Below are 16,855 nucleotides of genomic sequence, written 5' to 3'. Positions count from 1 at the left end.
GTTCTTACCTCACTTCCAAACTCAGCAGATCGTCGACGGTCTCCCGGCGCAGGATCAGGCGAGCCCGCCCGTCGCGCACGGCCACTACTGCGGGGCGGCCGATCAGGTTGTATCGACTGGACATCGAATAGCAGTAGGCGCCGGTGGCGGCCACCGCCAGCAGGTCACCGGGCGTGACATCCTCGGGCACCCAGGTATCTCGGACCACGATGTCGCCACTCTCGCAATGCTTTCCGACGATCCGGGCCAGCGTCGGCGCGGAGTCGGAAGCCCGGGACACCAGCCGCACGTCGTACTCGGCACCGTAGAGCGCCGGGCGGATGTTGTCGCTCATCCCGCCGTCGACGCTGACGTAGCAGCGCGAGGCGCCCGAGCCGATCGCGACGTCCTTGACGGTGCCGACCTCGTACAGCGTGACCGTGCCCGGCCCGGCGATCGCCCGTCCGGGCTCGACGACCAGGCGGGGAGCGGGCAGCCCAACAGCTGCCGACTCACTGCGCACGATCTCGTCGAGCTTGCCGGCGAGCTCCTCGATCGGCGGCGGATCATCCTGGGGCAGATAGGAAATGCCCAATCCCCCACCGAGGTCGACCACCGCCATCTGCGCGGTCTTGTCGACCCCGAACTCTGCGACCACGTCGCGCAGCAGCCCGATGACCCGGTGAGCGGCGAGCTCGAAACCCGCCACGTCGAAGATCTGCGAACCGATGTGACTATGCAGGCCGACCAGGCGCAGATGATCGGCAGCGAACACCCGACGCACCGCATCCATGGCCGCGCCACTGGCCAGCGACAGGCCGAACTTCTGGTCCTCGTGGGCGGTCGCGATGAACTCGTGGGTGTGCGCCTCGACCCCGACGGTGACCCGTAGCAACACGTCCTGGACCACACCGGCCTCGCCGGCGATCACCTCGAGGCGTTCGATCTCGGTGATTGAGTCCAGCACGATGTGTCCGACACCCACCTTGACCGCTGTCGTGAGCTCGTCGACGGATTTGTTGTTGCCGTGGAAGGCAATTCGCTCAGCCGGGAACCCGGCATGCAGTGCGACGGCAAGTTCCCCGCCGCTGGCGACGTCCAGCGAGAGGCCTTCCTGGTCCACCCAGCGGGCGATCTCGCTGCAGAGGAACGCTTTACCCGCATAGTGCACGTTGTGGCCGCCGCCGAATGCCGCAGCGATCTCGCGGCACCGACTACGGAAGTCGTCCTCGTCGATGACGAAGAGCGGCGTGCCGTACTCTGCGGCCAGCTCGGTCACCGCCACGCCCGCGATCGAGACCTCGCCGTCGTCAGCACGAACAAGGTTGCGCGGCCACACATTCGGCGCGAGCGATACTGCGTCAGCGGCGGTCTGCGGTTGCTGCGGCGCACCGCCGTGATGAATCTCGTCGGCGTGACGCGGGCCAGCGGGGTGAGCGTTCACATCCGCTCCGGTGCCGACACGCCGAGAATGTTCAGACCGTTGGCGATCACCTGACGGGTGGCCGCACACAAGGCCAGCCGCGCACGATGCAGGTCGCCCGGCTCTTCGTCGCCCATGGGCAGCACCCGGCACGAGTCGTAGAACCGGTGATAGTCGCCGGCCAGATCTTCGAGGTAGCGGCACACCCGGTGCGGCTCGCGCAGCGACGCACCGGCCTTGAGCACTCGGCTGAACTCGCCGAGGTTGCGGATCAGCGCGCCCTCTTTGTCGTGGGTGAGCAGCTCGAGGTGTGCGGTGTCGGGCGTCAACCCGAGGTCGGCGGCGTTGCGGGCCAGTGCGGACAGCCGGGCATGCGCGTATTGCACGTAGTAGACCGGGTTTTCACTGGACGCCGACGACCACAGCTGCAAGTCGATGTCGATCGGGGTATCCACCGAGGACCGGGTGAGTGAGTAGCGGGCGGCGTCCACGCCGATGGACTCGACCAGATCGTCGAGAGTGATGACGGTTCCGGCGCGCTTGCTCATCCGGACCGGCTGACCGTCGCGAACCAGGTTGACCATCTGCCCGATCAGGACCTCGACGGTGTCGGGGTCGTCGCCGAGAGCGGCCGCGGCAGCCTTGAGCCGGGCGATGTACCCGTGGTGGTCGGCGCCCAGCATGTAGATGCACAGATCGAATCCGCGCTGCCGCTTGTCCAGGTAGTAGGCCAGGTCGCCGGCGATGTACGCGGGCTGACCGTCACTCTTGATGACGACCCGGTCTTTGTCGTCGCCGAATTCCGTTGTGCGCAACCACGTTGCGCCGTCCTTCTCGTAGATGTTGCCGGTCTCGCGCAACTTGGCGATCGCCTGATCGACTCGCCCGCTGGTGTGCATCGAGTCTTCGTGGGTGTAGACGTCGAAGTCGGTGCCGAACTCGTGCAGCGATTCCTTGATGTGGGTGAACATCAGGTCCACGCCGATGGAGCGGAAGGTCTCCTTCTGCTCGTCACCGGTCTGGCTCAGTGCGTCGGGGGCCTTGGCCAGCACCTGGTCGGCGATGTCCTTGATGTAGTCGCCGGCGTAACCGTCTTCGGGCGCGGGCTCGCCGTTCGCCGCGGCGATCAGAGAGTTGGTGAAACGGTCGATCTGGGCGCCGTGGTCGTTGAAGTAGTACTCCCGGGTGACCGCGGCACCCTGGGTGCTCAACAGCCGGCCCAGGGCGTCACCGACCGCGGCCCAGCGGGTGCCGCCGATATGGATCGGCCCGGTCGGGTTGGCCGAGACGAACTCAAGGTTGATGTTGGTGCCGTCGAGCGCGGTCGAATTGCCGTAGCTTTCGCCCGCGGCAAGCACGCTGCTCACGATGACACCCTGCGCCGAGGCCTCGATACGCAGATTGACAAAGCCGGGGCCGGCGACCTCGGCGGCAGAGATGCCGTCGGCTTCGGCCAGGGCGGCGGCCAGCCAGCCGGCCAGCTCACGCGGGTTGGCGCCGACCTTCTTGGCCAGTTGTAGCGCCACGTTGGTGGCGTAATCGCCGTGCTCAGGGTTGCGCGGACGCTCGACGGTCACTGTCGCTGGCAGGGCGGCGATATCCAGGTCATGCTCGGTGAGCACCGCGGCGGCGGTGTGCTTGAGCAGCTCGGCGAGGTCGGCGGGTGTCACGAGGGTCCATCCTATGGTCTGACGTGGTCAGCGCCCGAATCCATATCTCGGCGTCCGGGGATGAATCCGGCGGGCGGGAGCAGTCACTAAGATGAGTTAGGCTGTCGGAGCCCATTGGCGCAGCTGTGCGTGCGCCCCCGTAGCTCAGGGGATAGAGCGTCTGCCTCCGGAGCAGAAGGCCGCAGGTTCGAATCCTGCCGGGGGCACTCAGGTCCGACGCGAAATCCCTGTGAGGCGGCATCGGCAGAATCGTCACGCCGGATGATGCAGTCGTGCTGCCGCCCTTTGGTTTTCAATGACGACCGAGGCGCTCCGGCGGCGGACACCGAAAACCCGGCGGCCGGCAGTCACCCCCACCAACCGCCGGCGAAATTCAGCGAATTTCGGTGCGACTTCACGAACACTGCTACCCACGGCGCGCGCCGCGCGATCGGGACACTGCTCAGCTGCCGTCGACCGGACAGCCATGAATCACCGGCGAAGATCCATGAGAAGACTGTCAGTTGCGCGTAGTTGTCCGGTACGGTCCAAACCAGCAAAGACAGGTTCGAGGGACGGGATGGTCGGTGGGGCGGGTCCGGCGGAGTCGTAACGCTGCGCTCAGCGCGTTGGTCTCCAGCGCGCTTGCGGCCGGGGCGTTCACCGCAACGCCAACCGCCAACGCCAACTGCTTCTCGGCCTTCGGTCTGAACAACGGCAACGGCTGCACGAGCAACCTGACCACGCTGGCGATCGCAATCGGTCCCGGCGCCACCGCAAACGCCGGTAATGCCCTGTTCGGCGGCGCCATCGCTATTGGCAACGGCGCCAGCGCCCTCACCAATATCGCCGCGTTCACGTTTGCGGGAGCTTTCGGTGACGGTTCGTCCGCGGCCACGCTGGGGTCGCTCCTCGGAATCAATCTCCAGTTCGGCCAGGGCACGGCATCGACGCTTGGCGGCATGCTGAATTTCGTCCTCGGCGCCACGGCGCCGGGCAGTGCGCCAAGTTCCTCCGGCGCCGTCGGCCTTGGCAACATCACGATCCAGCTCGGGCCGGGCACGGCGTCGACCGTCGGCGGCTTCAATATCGCGCTCGGCCTGCCGAACGGCGGTTCTGGGGGCCAAACGACCGGCGCCGCCGGCGTTGGCAACCTTTCGCTGAACTTGGGAGCGGGGACGGTGACGACTGTCGGCCTCCTCAACCTCGCCTTGAGCATTCTGCGCAACGGCGGTGGCCTGCAGTCGACTGCAGCGGGCGGTATCGGCGTATTGGCTCTCAACCTGCTCGGCGACGCGGGCAGCGTTTTCGCGCAGGGCATCTTCACCGCAGCAGCGAATCTTCTGGGCACGAATACTGTCGCGATACAGGGGTTGTTCAGCCTGGCCGCAAACCTCATCGGAACGGGCAACGTCGTTCAGCTCATGTCGCAGACCGGCTTTCCCGTGCTGTTCAGCTCGGTGGTGAACTCATGGGGTATCGGCAATGTGCTGAACGCCATCAACGGGCCGCTGTCGTTCATGTTGTCGTTCAATCAGGAAGCCGCCTCGCTCTTCCTCAAAGGGCCGGGCATCAACTTCAACAACTTCCACCTACCGACGTCCCTGCCGGCGTTCTCGACACCCGCGTTCCATGCGCCGTCGTTCCGTGTTCCTTCGTTCACACCGTTGTCGATCCAGCTGCCCTCACTGCATCTGCCGACGGTTCACCTGCCGGCAGCGGGCAGTGCCGATGGCGGGTCTGGCGGGTCTGGCGGATCGAACGGCGGATCCGGCGAGGCCGAAGAGGGGGTCGGCGGCAGCGGGCGGCAGTCCAAATCGCTGCGAACCACGACAACTACCAGCGCGGCCGCCACACCGACCGCCGCAAGCGAGACGACCACCACGACCGTCTCCCGTGACGCGGCAGCCGGCAACACGGTCACGTCCGGTGGCGGACGTCACCGCGCCAGCGAGACGACGACCGCATCCAATGACAACAGGACGCCGATCACCTCGTCCGGCGGCCGCCATCGGAAGCCCGACTCGGCCAGCGACTGCAGCGATAGCGCGAAGGCCGGCTCGCACGGAACCGGCTCCGCAGGAAGCGGCGGCGGAAAGCACCGGAAGCAGTAACCGTTCGCGGTCGAGGCGGTTCCCTATTCGAACGCGGGTCCCGCCCCGCTTATGGCTATTCCGGCTGTAACCAGCACCGTCTCGCAAGACATAGTTAAGAATGGCAAATACCGGTGTTGGCGCCCGTGATGTTGCCGAAACGGCTGTTTCAGGTGTGGCGACTCGTTCAGTGAGACATCGACACTCGGGTCGTCGTCGGGCGCATTCCGGTGAGCCGATTCGTTGAGGGTGCCACCGCGAGTATTCGTCAAAAATCACTGTGAACTGGTCATATGCGCGTCCGACCGGATAGGCGCAAACGCCACTTTAATTCAATTGCCCACCATTCGTATCACTGGTTCGCCGCACCACCGAGCCCACTCCCTGGAAAGCTTGGGTGAATATCCGCCGGAAAAGCTGTAAGCTCCAACCGCGTCACGTACGGTCTGAGCCAGCAAAGATTTAACAACCTATAGGGCCAATCGATGAATCGAGTTCGTGCCAGCGGCGGCATGCTGCTTGGAGCCCTGGTATCCAGCGCGCTCACACTCGGAACTCTCGGAGAAGCCCCCGCAGCGAACGCGAGCTGCATATCCGCGTTCGGTATCGGCAACGGCGGAGGTTGTACAAGCAACCTGACCAGTTTCGCGATCGCTATCGGCACCAACGCAACCGCGAATGCCGGCAACGGCTTCTTCAGCGGCGCGATTTCGTTAGGCGCCAGCGCAGCAACAGCGACGACCTTCAGCTTCCTCAGCTTCGCGGTGGCCAACGGCGAGCAAGCCAGGGCGTCCACCCTTCCCGGACTCCTGAACTTCGCGTGGCAGCAGGGGCCCGGAAGCTCCGCAGCCCTTGGCGCTCTCAACTTCGCCATCGGGATGATGATGAACGGCGCCGGGCCGCAATCAACCGGCGTAGCCGGCCTCGGCAACATCGCTCTGCAAATCGGGCCGGGCACCATGACCAACATCGGCAGCCTCAACCTCACCCTCGCCAGTGCACTCGCTGGAGACGGCTCCAAGGCCACCAATGCCGGCGGCTTCGGCAATCTCGCCCTCAACGTCGGCGACGCCGGCACCGCATGGACGCAAGGGTTTTTCAGCTCAGCCACGAACTTCCTGGGCGACAGCATCGTCCGGGCCCAGGGCATCCTGACCGCAGCCGGAAACATCCTCGGCAATGGGAACACCGTCTCCTCATGGGGCCCGTTCCCCAACACCACCTTGAGCCTGGCCTTCAACTTCTTCGGCGACAACAACACCGTCACCGCCGGCTGGGGCCCATTCGCGATCGCCGGTGCGATCAGCCAGAGCCTGAAGACGATCACGAGGTCGCTTCCGGGCATCGATATCAACGGGGTCATCGCAGGAGGCGCCGCGGCTGTCGGAAGCAGCAAGCAGGTCGCCACCCCAGCTGCTGCATCGGACGGCAGCGCCTCGGCCGCGACTACGACGGCATCCGCTGCCGGGACCAAGAAGGCCACCAGCTCTCGCGGCAACGGCCAGAAGCGCGCGACCAGCCCATCGCCGTCCAGCGGCAACAGCAGCAAGGGGGTTGCAAAATCAGCCCGCGCCGGCAGTTCCGGCAAGAAATCGGCTAACTGAGTAGTCGATGCGGGGTCCGGCACATCGACAGCCCGAAGATCGGCAACCCGGGCAGCGGTCCCGCCGCCGTCAACGGCGGGGCCGGTGGGACGGGTGGCACCGCCGGGACTGGTGGGTTCGGCAGCCCGCGGAGCCACGCGACGCACCCGATAAACCGGACGGTCGAAAGTTTGCCATCGCGAACGCCGCCCGGTGTTACCGTGTGACCGCTACCGCATCAGCGAGCATGGGAGCAAACCATGGCTGCACGACACCGTGCGACAAACCCGGTGAGATCTCGCCGTCAGCGCACCGTCAGCCGGCGAGGCTTCCAGCCGCCCCACAGCAAACTGTCAATCTGGCTGGGCGCAGGTACCCTTACGATCGGCGTTTGCGCTGCATTGAACGGCGCAACGGCCGTTGCCCACGCCGACTCCACCAGCGGCGGAACTTCGTCGTCAGCACACGGCAGCACCGGCGCCAAGGTTGGTAGCACGGGTCGTGCGACGTCACCCAAACGCGCCGGCGCCGCCAAGTCGGGAACGAGCACCGGAACCAGCCCGGCAAAGTCGCCATCCGCTGCCCGCAGCACACGTTCGACGACGACGCCCTTGGCGGCCGCCGCCTCGACCCCCAGCGCGGAGGCCACCGCAATCCAACCGGCCGCGGCCGTCGTGCAGCCCGGCACCGCGAATTCGGCACGAGCCGCGGCAGCCCTGACCGCGTCCGCGTCGGGCTCACCGACCGCCCCGCCGAACCTCACCCTCACCGACATCATCGGCGCGATCGTCACGTACGCCCAGACGGGAGGCGGCGGTCCGAGAGTCTCGATCAGCTTCCCCGAGATCATCACCGCGCTCGTCACCAACGAATGGCAGGGCCGTCCGATCCTCGGCAACGGCGCAGACGGCACCGCAGCGAATCCGAACGGGCAGAGTGGCGGCTGGCTGCTGGGCAGTGGCGGCAAGGGTTACACCTGGACGAGCGCGACCTGCACCAACAATGCCGGCTGCACGGGCGGCAACGGCGGAGCCGGCGGCCTGATCGGTAACGGCGGCAACGGCGGGGACGGCGCGAACGGCGGAACCGGCGGCGCAGGCGGGTCCGCCTTGCTATTCGGCGTCGGCGGCAACGGCGGCGCAGGCGGAGCCAATACCGGCGGCGTCGGCGGTACCGGTGGCGCGGGCGGTACCGGCGGTCTGATCGGCGGTTCCGGCGGAAACGGCGGTAATGGCGGCGACGGCCAGACGGGTGGCGACGGTGGCGCGGGTGGCTCGCTCAGCAGCTTCGGCTTCGGTTACTTCACCGGCGTCTACCACCCCGGAAGCGTCTACGGCGGAAACGGCGGTGCGGGCGGCACCGGTACCAGCGGAGCCGGCGGCAATGGCGGTGCGGGCGGTAGCGCCGGGCTCGCCAGCGACCCGCTGTGGGACTACCTGCTGTCGGTGGTGACCCTGCTTCCCGGAGTGGTTTCTCCGGGCAATGCCGTCGGCGGCAACGGCGGCAATGGCGGGAACGGCACCACCACCGGCGGCACCGGCGGCCTCGGTGGAATCGCCTACAACTACAGCCTCGGAAACGCCACCGGCGGCAACGGCGGCAATGGCGGGAACGGGACCTCGGCCGGCGGTACGGCCGGGACCGGCGGCACCGCCACGGCGGCCAACGGGACAGCCACCAACGGAATCGATGGCACCAACGGAACGCCGTAGCGCCGTTACGCGTCCACCCGGGTGAACTGGTTGCGCTGGTAGAGGTCCTTCGACAGCTGTCGCCGGACCTTGCCGCTGGTGGTGACCGGGATCGAGCCGGGGCCCACCAGAACGAGATCCGCGACGGCGATGCCGTGCGTATTGGAAATAGCCACCGTCACATCGCGTTTGATGGCGTCGAGCTTCTCCGTGACCTCTGCCTCGGAGTCGCCACGCTTCCTGACTTCCATCACCACGACCAGCTTTTCGACGGCGTCGTCGGGAACAGCGACCGCGACACAGCGGCCGCCGGTGACGTCGGTGACCGTGGCCTCGATGTCGTCGGGGGCGTGATTGCGGCCGTAGATGATCAGGATGTCCTTGATCCGGCCGACCACGAACAGCTCGCCCTCGGAGATGAAGCCCACGTCACCCGTCCGCAGCCACGGCCCGGCGGGCGTGCCCTCCGACGGCGAGGCGATCGTCGCGCCGAACGTGCGCGCGGTCTCCTCGGGCTTCTCCCAGTAGCCGGCGCTGACATTGTCACCGTGACACCAGATCTCGCCGGTCTTCCCTTCGGGAACCTCCGCGTGGGTCTCCGGATCGACGATCCGCAGGACCGGTGAGCGCGAGCTGATGGGGCCGTCGTAGCTGATCAGCGGCGTCCCCTCGGCGTCGCTGACCCGTTTGGCCTCACCGCCGGTCAGCGCGTCGGAGTCGAAGTGGACGACTTTGATCGGGTCTTCCGGCTTGGGCGTCGACATGTAGAGCGTCGCCTCGGCCATGCCGTACGACGGCTGGATCACGTTCTCGTTCAGGTTGAACCGAGCGAACCGGTCGGTGAACCGCTTGATCGTCGCCGGTTGAACGCGTTCGGCACCGCTCTGGATGGTGTGCACACCGCCGAGGTCGAGTCCGGCCATGTCGTCGTCGGACGTCTTGCGCGTCGCCAGATCGAACGCGAAGTTCGGCGCCGCTGTGAACGGGCAGGGGTTGGTGGCCAGCAACTGCATCCAGCGCGCGGGCCGCACCAGGAACGACGCCGGGCTGGTCAGCACCGCGCTGGTCCCCAGCACGATCGGTGAGCACACCCCCAGGATCAAGCCCAGGTCGTGGAAGAACGGTAGCCACGACACGAACGTCAAGTCCGGTGGAGTGATGCCCGCGTGCCGCGAATAGTCGGTGGTGATCTGCTGCAGGTTCGTCAGAAGATTGGTGTACGAGATCATCACGCCGGCCGGCGAACGGGTCGAGCCCGACGTGTACTGCAAATAGGCGGTGTCGTGTGGGCTGCCGTCCTCATACATGCCACCACCGGGCTGCGGCGGGGCGTCCAGGTCGAGCCGATCGACCTCGATGATTGCCGGCGCCGGCCGACCCGAATCGGGGGTCACACTGCGGACGACCTCGGTTACCACCGCGGAGGTAGTGAGAACAGCAACGGGCGAGGCGTCGCGCAGCACCGATTCGACCCGCTCGTCGGTGACACCACCCATCGGGACCGACAGCGGAACGGGGATCACTCCGGCATGCAGCGCACCGAGGAAAGCGACGATGTAGTCCAGCCCTTGCGGCGCGATGATCATCGCGCGGTCACCGGCCGAGGCGGTCAGCCGGAGCTCACGGGCCATGTTGGTGACCCGCCGGTACAACTGCGGCCACGTCAGGCTGATCGGGACGCCGGCCCAGTCCTGGTCATAGTCGATAAAGGTGTACGCCGTGTCGTCCGGCTGCATACTGGCCCGCTCGCGCAGCAGTGCCGGAAGAGAAGCCTCGATCGCCTGTGTCACGCGAAGCAAGCTATCAAAGGCCGTTGCCCCGATTCCTTTGAACCGGGATTTGTGTGACGCTGCCGTCAACTACCCCGTACCGTGGCGAAGCGGGTGCCGAGCGCGCCTGCGCAACGGCTCGGCCACCCGGTCTGCCGATGCGGATAGTTGCGAATCAAGCAAACTTGACCCGCAACGCTGCGTCTGCGTCAATAATTGCCTTGCCCGGGTTCGGGGGAACCGGTGGTGAGTCGGCAACGGACAGGTTCGCAGTTTTGTTGCTGTGGAGAGACGGGATGGTTTCATTCGGTGCGATCGATGATCGGGCAGGTTGCTCCGACCCGGCGGATCCCCCGGCCGCTATGAATCGCACATGGCCCACACCGATTGCCGTCATCGGCATGGCCTGCCGACTTCCCGGCGGTATCGAGTCCCCTGAGCAGCTGTGGGACGCGTTGCTGCGGGGCGACGACCTGGTCACCGAGGTCCCGCGGGATCGCTGGGACAACGACGAGTACTACGACCCCGAATCGGGTGTACCGGGACGCACCGCGTCGAAGTGGGGCGCCTTCCTCGACGACGTCGCCGGCTTCGATTCCAAGTTCTTCGGCATCACCGACGACGAAGCCGCCGCGATCGATCCGCAGCATCGGTTGCTGCTCGAAACTGCATGGGAGGCGACGGAGCATGCCGGGCTCCCCCCGGAGGGGCTCAAAAATTCGCTCACCGGCGTGTTCACCGGGCTGACGCACGCCGACTACCAAACGGTGTCGGCGGACTCCGACGCCATGGAGGGGCCGTACGGCTTCTCCGGCAACACCTTCAGCATGGCCGCCGGGCGCATCGCCTACACGCTCGGGCTCCGCGGGCCCGCGCTGGCGGTCGACACCGCATGTTCGTCCGGGCTCCTGGCAGTGCACATGGGCTGCCGCAGCCTCAACGAGGGTGAAAGCGACCTCGCGCTGGCCGGCGGCGCCTACGTGATGCTGGATCCGCGCAAATACATCGCCGGAACGGCGGCAGGTCACCTGTCCCCGACCGGTCGCTGTCGTGCCTTCGACGCCGCGGCCGACGGCTATGTCGCCGGCGAGGCGGCCGCGATGGTGTTGCTCAAGCGCTTGCCGGATGCGCAGCGCGACGGCGATCGGATTCTCGCCGTCATCCGCGGTACGGCCGCCAACCACGACGGCCACACCGTCAACATCTCCACCCCGTCGGCCGCTGCGCAGGCCGCGGTATACCGGGCAGCATTGGCTGCTGCCGACGTCGACGCCGGCAGCATCGGCATGATCGAGGCGCATGGACCCGGCACACCGGTCGGTGATCCGATCGAGTTCAGCAGTTTGAGCGAGGTGTACGGCATCACCGAGCCGTGTGCGTTGGGCTCGGTGAAAACCAACACCGGCCATTCGCAATCAGCGTCCGGCGCCGTCGGCCTGATCAAAGCGATCCTGGCGGTGCAGCACGGTGTGGTTCCGCGCAACCTGCATTTCACCCGCCTGCCCGACGATCTGGCCCGGATCCCGACGAAACTCTTCGTGCCGCAGGAGACAACGGAGTGGCCGATGAGCGGCCTGCATCCCCGCCGCGCGGCGGTGTCGTCGTACGGGGTGTCCGGAACCAATGTGCATGCCATCGTCGAACAAGCCCCTGTCCTCCAGGCACAGCCGAACGCGGGCCAAGACACCAGCGACGCACCCGCCGCGCTCCTCTTCCCGGTGTCGTCGACCTCGGCAGAGCAGCTCCGTCGAACCGCAGGCCGCCTGGGCCGCTGGGTGCAAACCCACGATGAAGTCGCCTTGCCCGACCTGGCGTACACCCTGGCCCGCCGTCGCGCGCACCGACCGGTGCGCACCGCGGTGACGGCCCGTACCCGCCCGGAGTTGACCAGGGCGTTGCGTGGGGTGGCCGACGGCGATGCTCCGTATCCTGCCGAGTTGGGACACGGTGAGCGCGGACCGGTGTGGGTGTTCTCCGGGCAGGGATCTCAGTGGGCTCGGATGGGCGCTGAATTACTGATCACCGAACCGGTTTACGCCGCGACGGTCGCGCAGATCGAACCACTGGTAGCCGCGGAGTCCGGGTTCTCGGTCACCGCCGCGATGACCGCACCGGAAGTGGTGAGCGGCGACGCCCAACTCCAGCCGACCGTGTTCACCGTGCAAGTCGCGCTGGCGGCGACCATGGCTGCATACGGTGCGCGGCCCGGCGCGGTCATCGGCTATTCGATGGGTGAGGTCGCCGCGGCGGTGGTCTGCGGGGCGCTGTCCCTCGAGGACGGCGTGCGGGTGGTGTGCCGTCGCGCGCAGCTGATGGCCGGCATCGCCGGGGCCGGGATCATGGCATCGGTGGAACTGCCTGCCAAGCAAGTACTTTCGGAACTGACGCTCGGCGGCATCAAGGATGTCGTCGTGGGCGTCGTTGCCGCGCCCGAGTCCACGGTGGTCAGCGGTGCGACAGCGACGGTGCGCGAGTTGATGGCGGCCTGGGAAGAACGCGACGTGATGGTCCGCCAATCGCTGATCGACGTGGCAGCGCATTCTCCCCTCGTCGATCCGATCCTCGACGACCTCACGCAGGCACTCGCCGAGATCACGCCGCGGACGCCGGAGGTTCCGTTCTACTCGGCGACGGGCTTCGACCCGCGCGAGGAACCGGTGTGCAACAACAAATACTGGGTGAAGAACCTCCGCAATACGGTCCGGTTCGCCGCCGCTGTTCGGGCCGCCTTGGAAGACGGGTACCGGGTCTTCGCCGAGATGGCGCCGCATCCGATGCTCACCCACGCGATCGAACGCGCTGCCGCCACGTTGGATACTCCGGTTGCCACCTTCGCGGCCATGCGCCGTGAGCAGGCCCAGCCGAACGGCCTACGCGATGTGCTGGAAGGCCTCCACAGTGCCGGTGCGGCAATCGACTTCGCGGTGCCATATCCGGTGGGGCAACTGGTGGACGCGCCATTGCCGACCTGGACGCACCGCCGCCTCTGGCTCGAGCGCAACGATCAAGATACCTCCGCGCACGGCGGTTACTCGGTGGCGGTACACCCGCTGCTCGGCCCGCACGTGAGGCTGCAGGAGGAACCCGAGCGCCACGTGTGGCAGGCCGAGGTCGGCACCGAGGCCCAGCCCTGGCTCGCCGAGCACTCGATCCGCGACGTGCCCCTGCTGCCGGGAGCGGCGTACTGCGAAATGGCGTTGAGCGCCGCGCATACCGTGCTGGGCGACGCCGCCGAGGTTCATGACATCCGCTTCGAGCAGGCGCTTTTGCTCGATCAGCAGACCACGATCGGCGCCTCGGCGACGGTGTCCTCCCCCGGCGTCGTCGAGTTCATCGTCGAGTCCGACGATGCCGGCACGCAGGTAAGTCGGGCCAGCGCGACTCTGAAGGCGGCCGGAGATGAGCTGCCCGCCGCCTACGACATCGGCGCACTTCTCGCCCTTCATCCGCATCGCACCGACGGGTCCGAAGTGCGCGCGAGCATGGACCAGCGCGGGGTTCAATACGGCCCGGCCTTCAGCGGTCTCAGTGCGGTTCACACCGGCGTGGAGGCAACAGACTCCGTCGTGGCCGAGGTCGCTCTGCCCAGCAAGATCCGCTCACAACAGAGCGCCTACGGCGTGCACCCGGCCCTTCTGGATGCCTGCTTCCAGGCGATCGCGGCCAGCCCACAGATCCATGCCGCCGGCGACGGTGTGCTCGGACTGGCCCTCGGAGTGCGGCGGCTGCGGCTGTACTCATCGACCCGCAACGCCCGCTACTGCCATGCCCGCATCACTCGCGTAGATCCGTCCGAGATCGAGGCCGACCTCGACGTGCTCGACGAGGACGGCGCAGTACTGCTACGTGTGCACGGGCTACGTTGTGGCACAGGCGAATCTGAGGAAGCTCAACAGGATCGGTTGCTCAATGAGCGGTTGCTGACCATTGACTGGCAGCCGCGAGCGCTGCCCGAGCCACCTCACGTCGACGCGGGAACCTGGCTGCTGGTGAGCACCACCGCGACGCCGACTGTGCTCACGGCATCATTGGCCGACGCCCTGAAGCGCGACGGCGCACAGTGCACCACCATGTGCTGGCCGAGATCCGCCGATCACCCCGTCCACGCCGGGCAGCTGGCCGACAATCTGCGCTCCGGCCAGATCACCGGAATGGTGATCCTCAACGGACCCAGTGAAACAGGGCCCACTGAGGCCGAATTCGCGTCACTGGGTGGCGAATACGTCGAGCATTTGGTTCGTATCACCCGCGAACTGCTGCAGACCCCGACGCAGTTGCCGCACCTGTTCGTGGTTACCCAGGCCGCGCAGACCGTGCTGGCTGACGACACACCAAATCTGGAGCAGGGCGGCCTGCGGGGCTTGGTGCGGGTGATCGGTGCCGAACATCCGCATCTGCGCACCACCCACATCGATGTCGACGACGTCGCCGACGCTGAACAGCTCGTCCGGCACCTGTTCAGTGGGTCCGACGAGGACGAAACCGCCTGGCGAGGCGGCCAGTGGTACACGGCGCGGATGCTGCCCAGCCCGCTGGCCCCCGACGACCGGCAAGTCACGTTGGCGGACAACGAGTTCGACGGCGTTCGCCTGCAGATCCGCACGCCCGGGGATCTGGGGACCCTGGAACTGGTCGCCTGTGATCGGGTCGCGCCCGGACCGGGGCAGATCGAGGTCGCGGTCGGGGTCTCGAGCATCAATTTCGCCGACGTCCTGGTCGCGATGGGGTTGTTCCCCGCGATCGAGGGCGCGTTGCCGGAACTGGGCATGGATTTCGCCGGCGTGGTCACCGCGGTGGGCCCCGACGTCGCCGACCATCGTGTCGGCGACCGGGTCAGCGGGTTCTCCGCGAACGGCTGTTGGGGGACGTTCGTCACCTGCGATGCCCGGCTGGCGGCGACTCTGCCGCAGGGGCTGACCGATCACCAGGCGGTCGCGCTGGCCACCGCGACGGCCACCGCCTGGTATGGACTGCACGACCAGGCCCGCATCACCGCCGCTGACCGGGTGCTGATCCACTCCGCAACCGGTGGCGTCGGCCAGGCCGCCATCGGCGTCGCGCGGGCCGTGGGCGCCGAGATCTTCGCCACCGCAGGCAGTGAAGAAAGGCGACAGATGCTGCGCGACATGGGGATCGAGCATGTCTACGATTCCCGCAGCACCGAGTTCGCCGAGGAGATCCGCCGCGACACCGGCGGTTACGGTGTCGACATCGTGCTCAACTCCCTGACCGGCGCCGCGCAGCGGGCCGGATTGGAACTGCTGGCGGTAGGCGGACGTTTCGTCGAGATCGGGAAACGCGACGTCTACGGCAACACCCGGCTGGGGCTGTTCCCGTTCCGGCGGAATCTCACGTTCTACTATGTCGACCTCGCGCTGATGTCACTCAGCCACCCCCAACGGGTGGGCGAGTTGCTGCACACGGTGAATCAGCTTGTCGCAGATGGCGATCTGCCGCCCGCGCAGTACTCCGAGTACCCGCTGGCCGACGCCGCCACCGCGATCCGGGTGATGGCCGCGGCGCAGCACACCGGCAAGCTGCTGCTCGACATCCCCCAGACGGGAACCAGCCGAGCCGTCGTGCCGCCAGAGCAGGCGACGCCGTTCCGCAACGACGGCGCCTACCTGGTCACCGGCGGCCTTGGCGGGCTGGGCCTGTTCCTCGCGGAGAAGATGGCCATCGCCGGCTGTGGACGCATCGTGCTGACCTCCCGCTCGCAGCCGACGCTGAAGTCTCTCGAGACGATCGAGTTGATCCGGGCGATGGGCGCCGACGTGGTGGTCCACTGCGGCGACATCGCCGACCCCGTCACCGCGCAGCGGATGGTGGAGGCCGCCACCGCGACCGGCCTGCCGGTGCGCGGTGTGCTGCACGCGGCCGCGGTGATCGACGACGCCACCCTGGCCAATATCACTGACGAGCTCGTCGAGCGGGACTGGGCGCCAAAGGCTTACGGTGCATGGAATCTGCACGCCGCGACCGCCGACCAGCCGCTGGACTGGTTCTGCTCGTTCTCCTCGGCCGCCGCGCTGGTCGGCTCGCCCGGGCAAGGGGCCTATGCCGCGGCCAACAGCTGGCTCGACGCATTCACTCGGTGGCGGCGGTCCCAGGGGTTACCCGGTATCGCCATCGCCTGGGGCGCCTGGGGTCAGATCGGCCGTGCCACCAAGCTCGCCGACACCGCCGGTGCCATCGCTCCCGACGAAGGGGCGCACGCACTCGACGTGCTGTTGCGCCACAACCGCCCTTACACCGGGTACGCGCCAACGGTGGACAACACCTGGTTGACCGCCTTCGCCCAGCGCACTCCGTTCGCGGAGGCTTTCAGGATCACCGGCCACGGCCCCACCGGCACAGGCAGATTGCGCGCAGAGCTCAACGAGTTGCCGCGCGAGCAATGGCCGACCCGGCTACGGCATCTGATTTCCGAGCAGGTGAGCCTGATCCTGCGCCGCAGCATCGATCCGGACCGGCCGCTGTCCGAGTACGGCGTGGATTCGCTGGGCGCTCTCGAATTGCGCACGCGGATCGAAACCGAGACCGGGGTGCGCTTGACGCCGAGCGATCTTGCCGTCGGCACCATTCGTGGTCTCGCGGAGCTGTTGTGCGAAAGGCTGGCTCCGTCGAGCAGTGACGCATCGGCGTAGCCGCACGCGGTACAGGACAGG

6 protein-coding genes, 1 tRNA gene and 1 pseudogene are annotated in these 16,855 nt (G+C 67.1%); 5 read left to right on the top strand and 3 right to left on the bottom strand.

Annotated elements, in window-relative coordinates; genetic code table 11:
• Positions 1-4: 4 nt before the first annotated feature.
• Complete coding sequence (lysA, locus tag Y900_RS19530; protein WP_036343966.1) at positions 5-1,423, bottom strand: diaminopimelate decarboxylase; 1,419 nt, start codon at positions 1,421-1,423, stop codon at positions 5-7.
• On the bottom strand, positions 1,420-3,072 hold the full coding sequence (gene argS, locus Y900_RS19525) for an arginine--tRNA ligase (protein ID WP_036343965.1): 1,653 nt from the start codon (positions 3,070-3,072) through the stop codon (positions 1,420-1,422). Before argS ends, lysA begins: the two co-directional genes overlap by 4 nt.
• A gap of 133 nt (positions 3,073-3,205) precedes the next feature.
• Between argS and Y900_RS19520 the strand changes: the two genes are divergently transcribed.
• The 4 genes and pseudogenes from Y900_RS19520 to Y900_RS33905 form a co-directional block, all read left to right on the top strand.
• Positions 3,206-3,278 (top strand) — tRNA-Arg (locus Y900_RS19520).
• 402 nt (positions 3,279-3,680) lie between these two features.
• Entirely contained in the window at positions 3,681-5,165 is a 1,485-nt protein-coding gene (locus Y900_RS19510) for a hypothetical protein (protein ID WP_036343963.1), read from the top strand.
• A 464-nt stretch (positions 5,166-5,629) separates the two neighbouring features.
• Entirely contained in the window at positions 5,630-6,748 is a 1,119-nt protein-coding gene (locus Y900_RS19505; protein WP_131536227.1) for a hypothetical protein, read from the top strand.
• A gap of 857 nt (positions 6,749-7,605) precedes the next feature.
• A pseudogene (locus tag Y900_RS33905) lies at positions 7,606-8,091 on the top strand (PGRS repeat-containing protein); the annotation flags it as partial.
• A gap of 353 nt (positions 8,092-8,444) precedes the next feature.
• On the opposite strand, the gene Y900_RS19495 reads toward Y900_RS33905, so the two are convergent.
• A complete protein-coding gene (locus Y900_RS19495) occupies positions 8,445-10,208 on the bottom strand; it encodes an AMP-binding protein (RefSeq protein WP_081845170.1) in 1,764 nt (587 codons plus the stop codon).
• A 275-nt stretch (positions 10,209-10,483) separates the two neighbouring features.
• On the opposite strand from Y900_RS19495, the gene pks2 reads away from it, so the two are divergent.
• Positions 10,484-16,834 carry a sulfolipid-1 biosynthesis phthioceranic/hydroxyphthioceranic acid synthase gene (gene pks2 / locus Y900_RS19490; RefSeq protein WP_036343959.1) on the top strand — a complete coding sequence of 2,117 codons (6,351 nt, stop codon included), beginning with the start codon at positions 10,484-10,486 and terminating at the stop codon, positions 16,832-16,834.
• Positions 16,835-16,855 lie beyond the last annotated feature (21 nt).

It is taken from the genome of Mycolicibacterium aromaticivorans JS19b1 = JCM 16368 (genome assembly GCF_000559085.1).
Classification (GTDB): domain Bacteria; phylum Actinomycetota; class Actinomycetes; order Mycobacteriales; family Mycobacteriaceae; genus Mycobacterium; species Mycobacterium aromaticivorans.
Note: the sequence above shows the minus strand (reverse complement) of the source record. Positions and strands in the feature narration are given on the sequence as shown.

Excerpts from the sequence above, each read along its gene's own strand:
- Y900_RS19505 (WP_131536227.1), top strand. The coding sequence starts at position 5,630 with ATGAATCGAGTTCGTGCCAGCGGCGGCATGCTGCTTGGAGCCCTGGTA.
- pks2 (WP_036343959.1), top strand. The coding sequence starts at position 10,484 with ATGGTTTCATTCGGTGCGATCGATGATCGGGCAGGTTGCTCCGACCCG.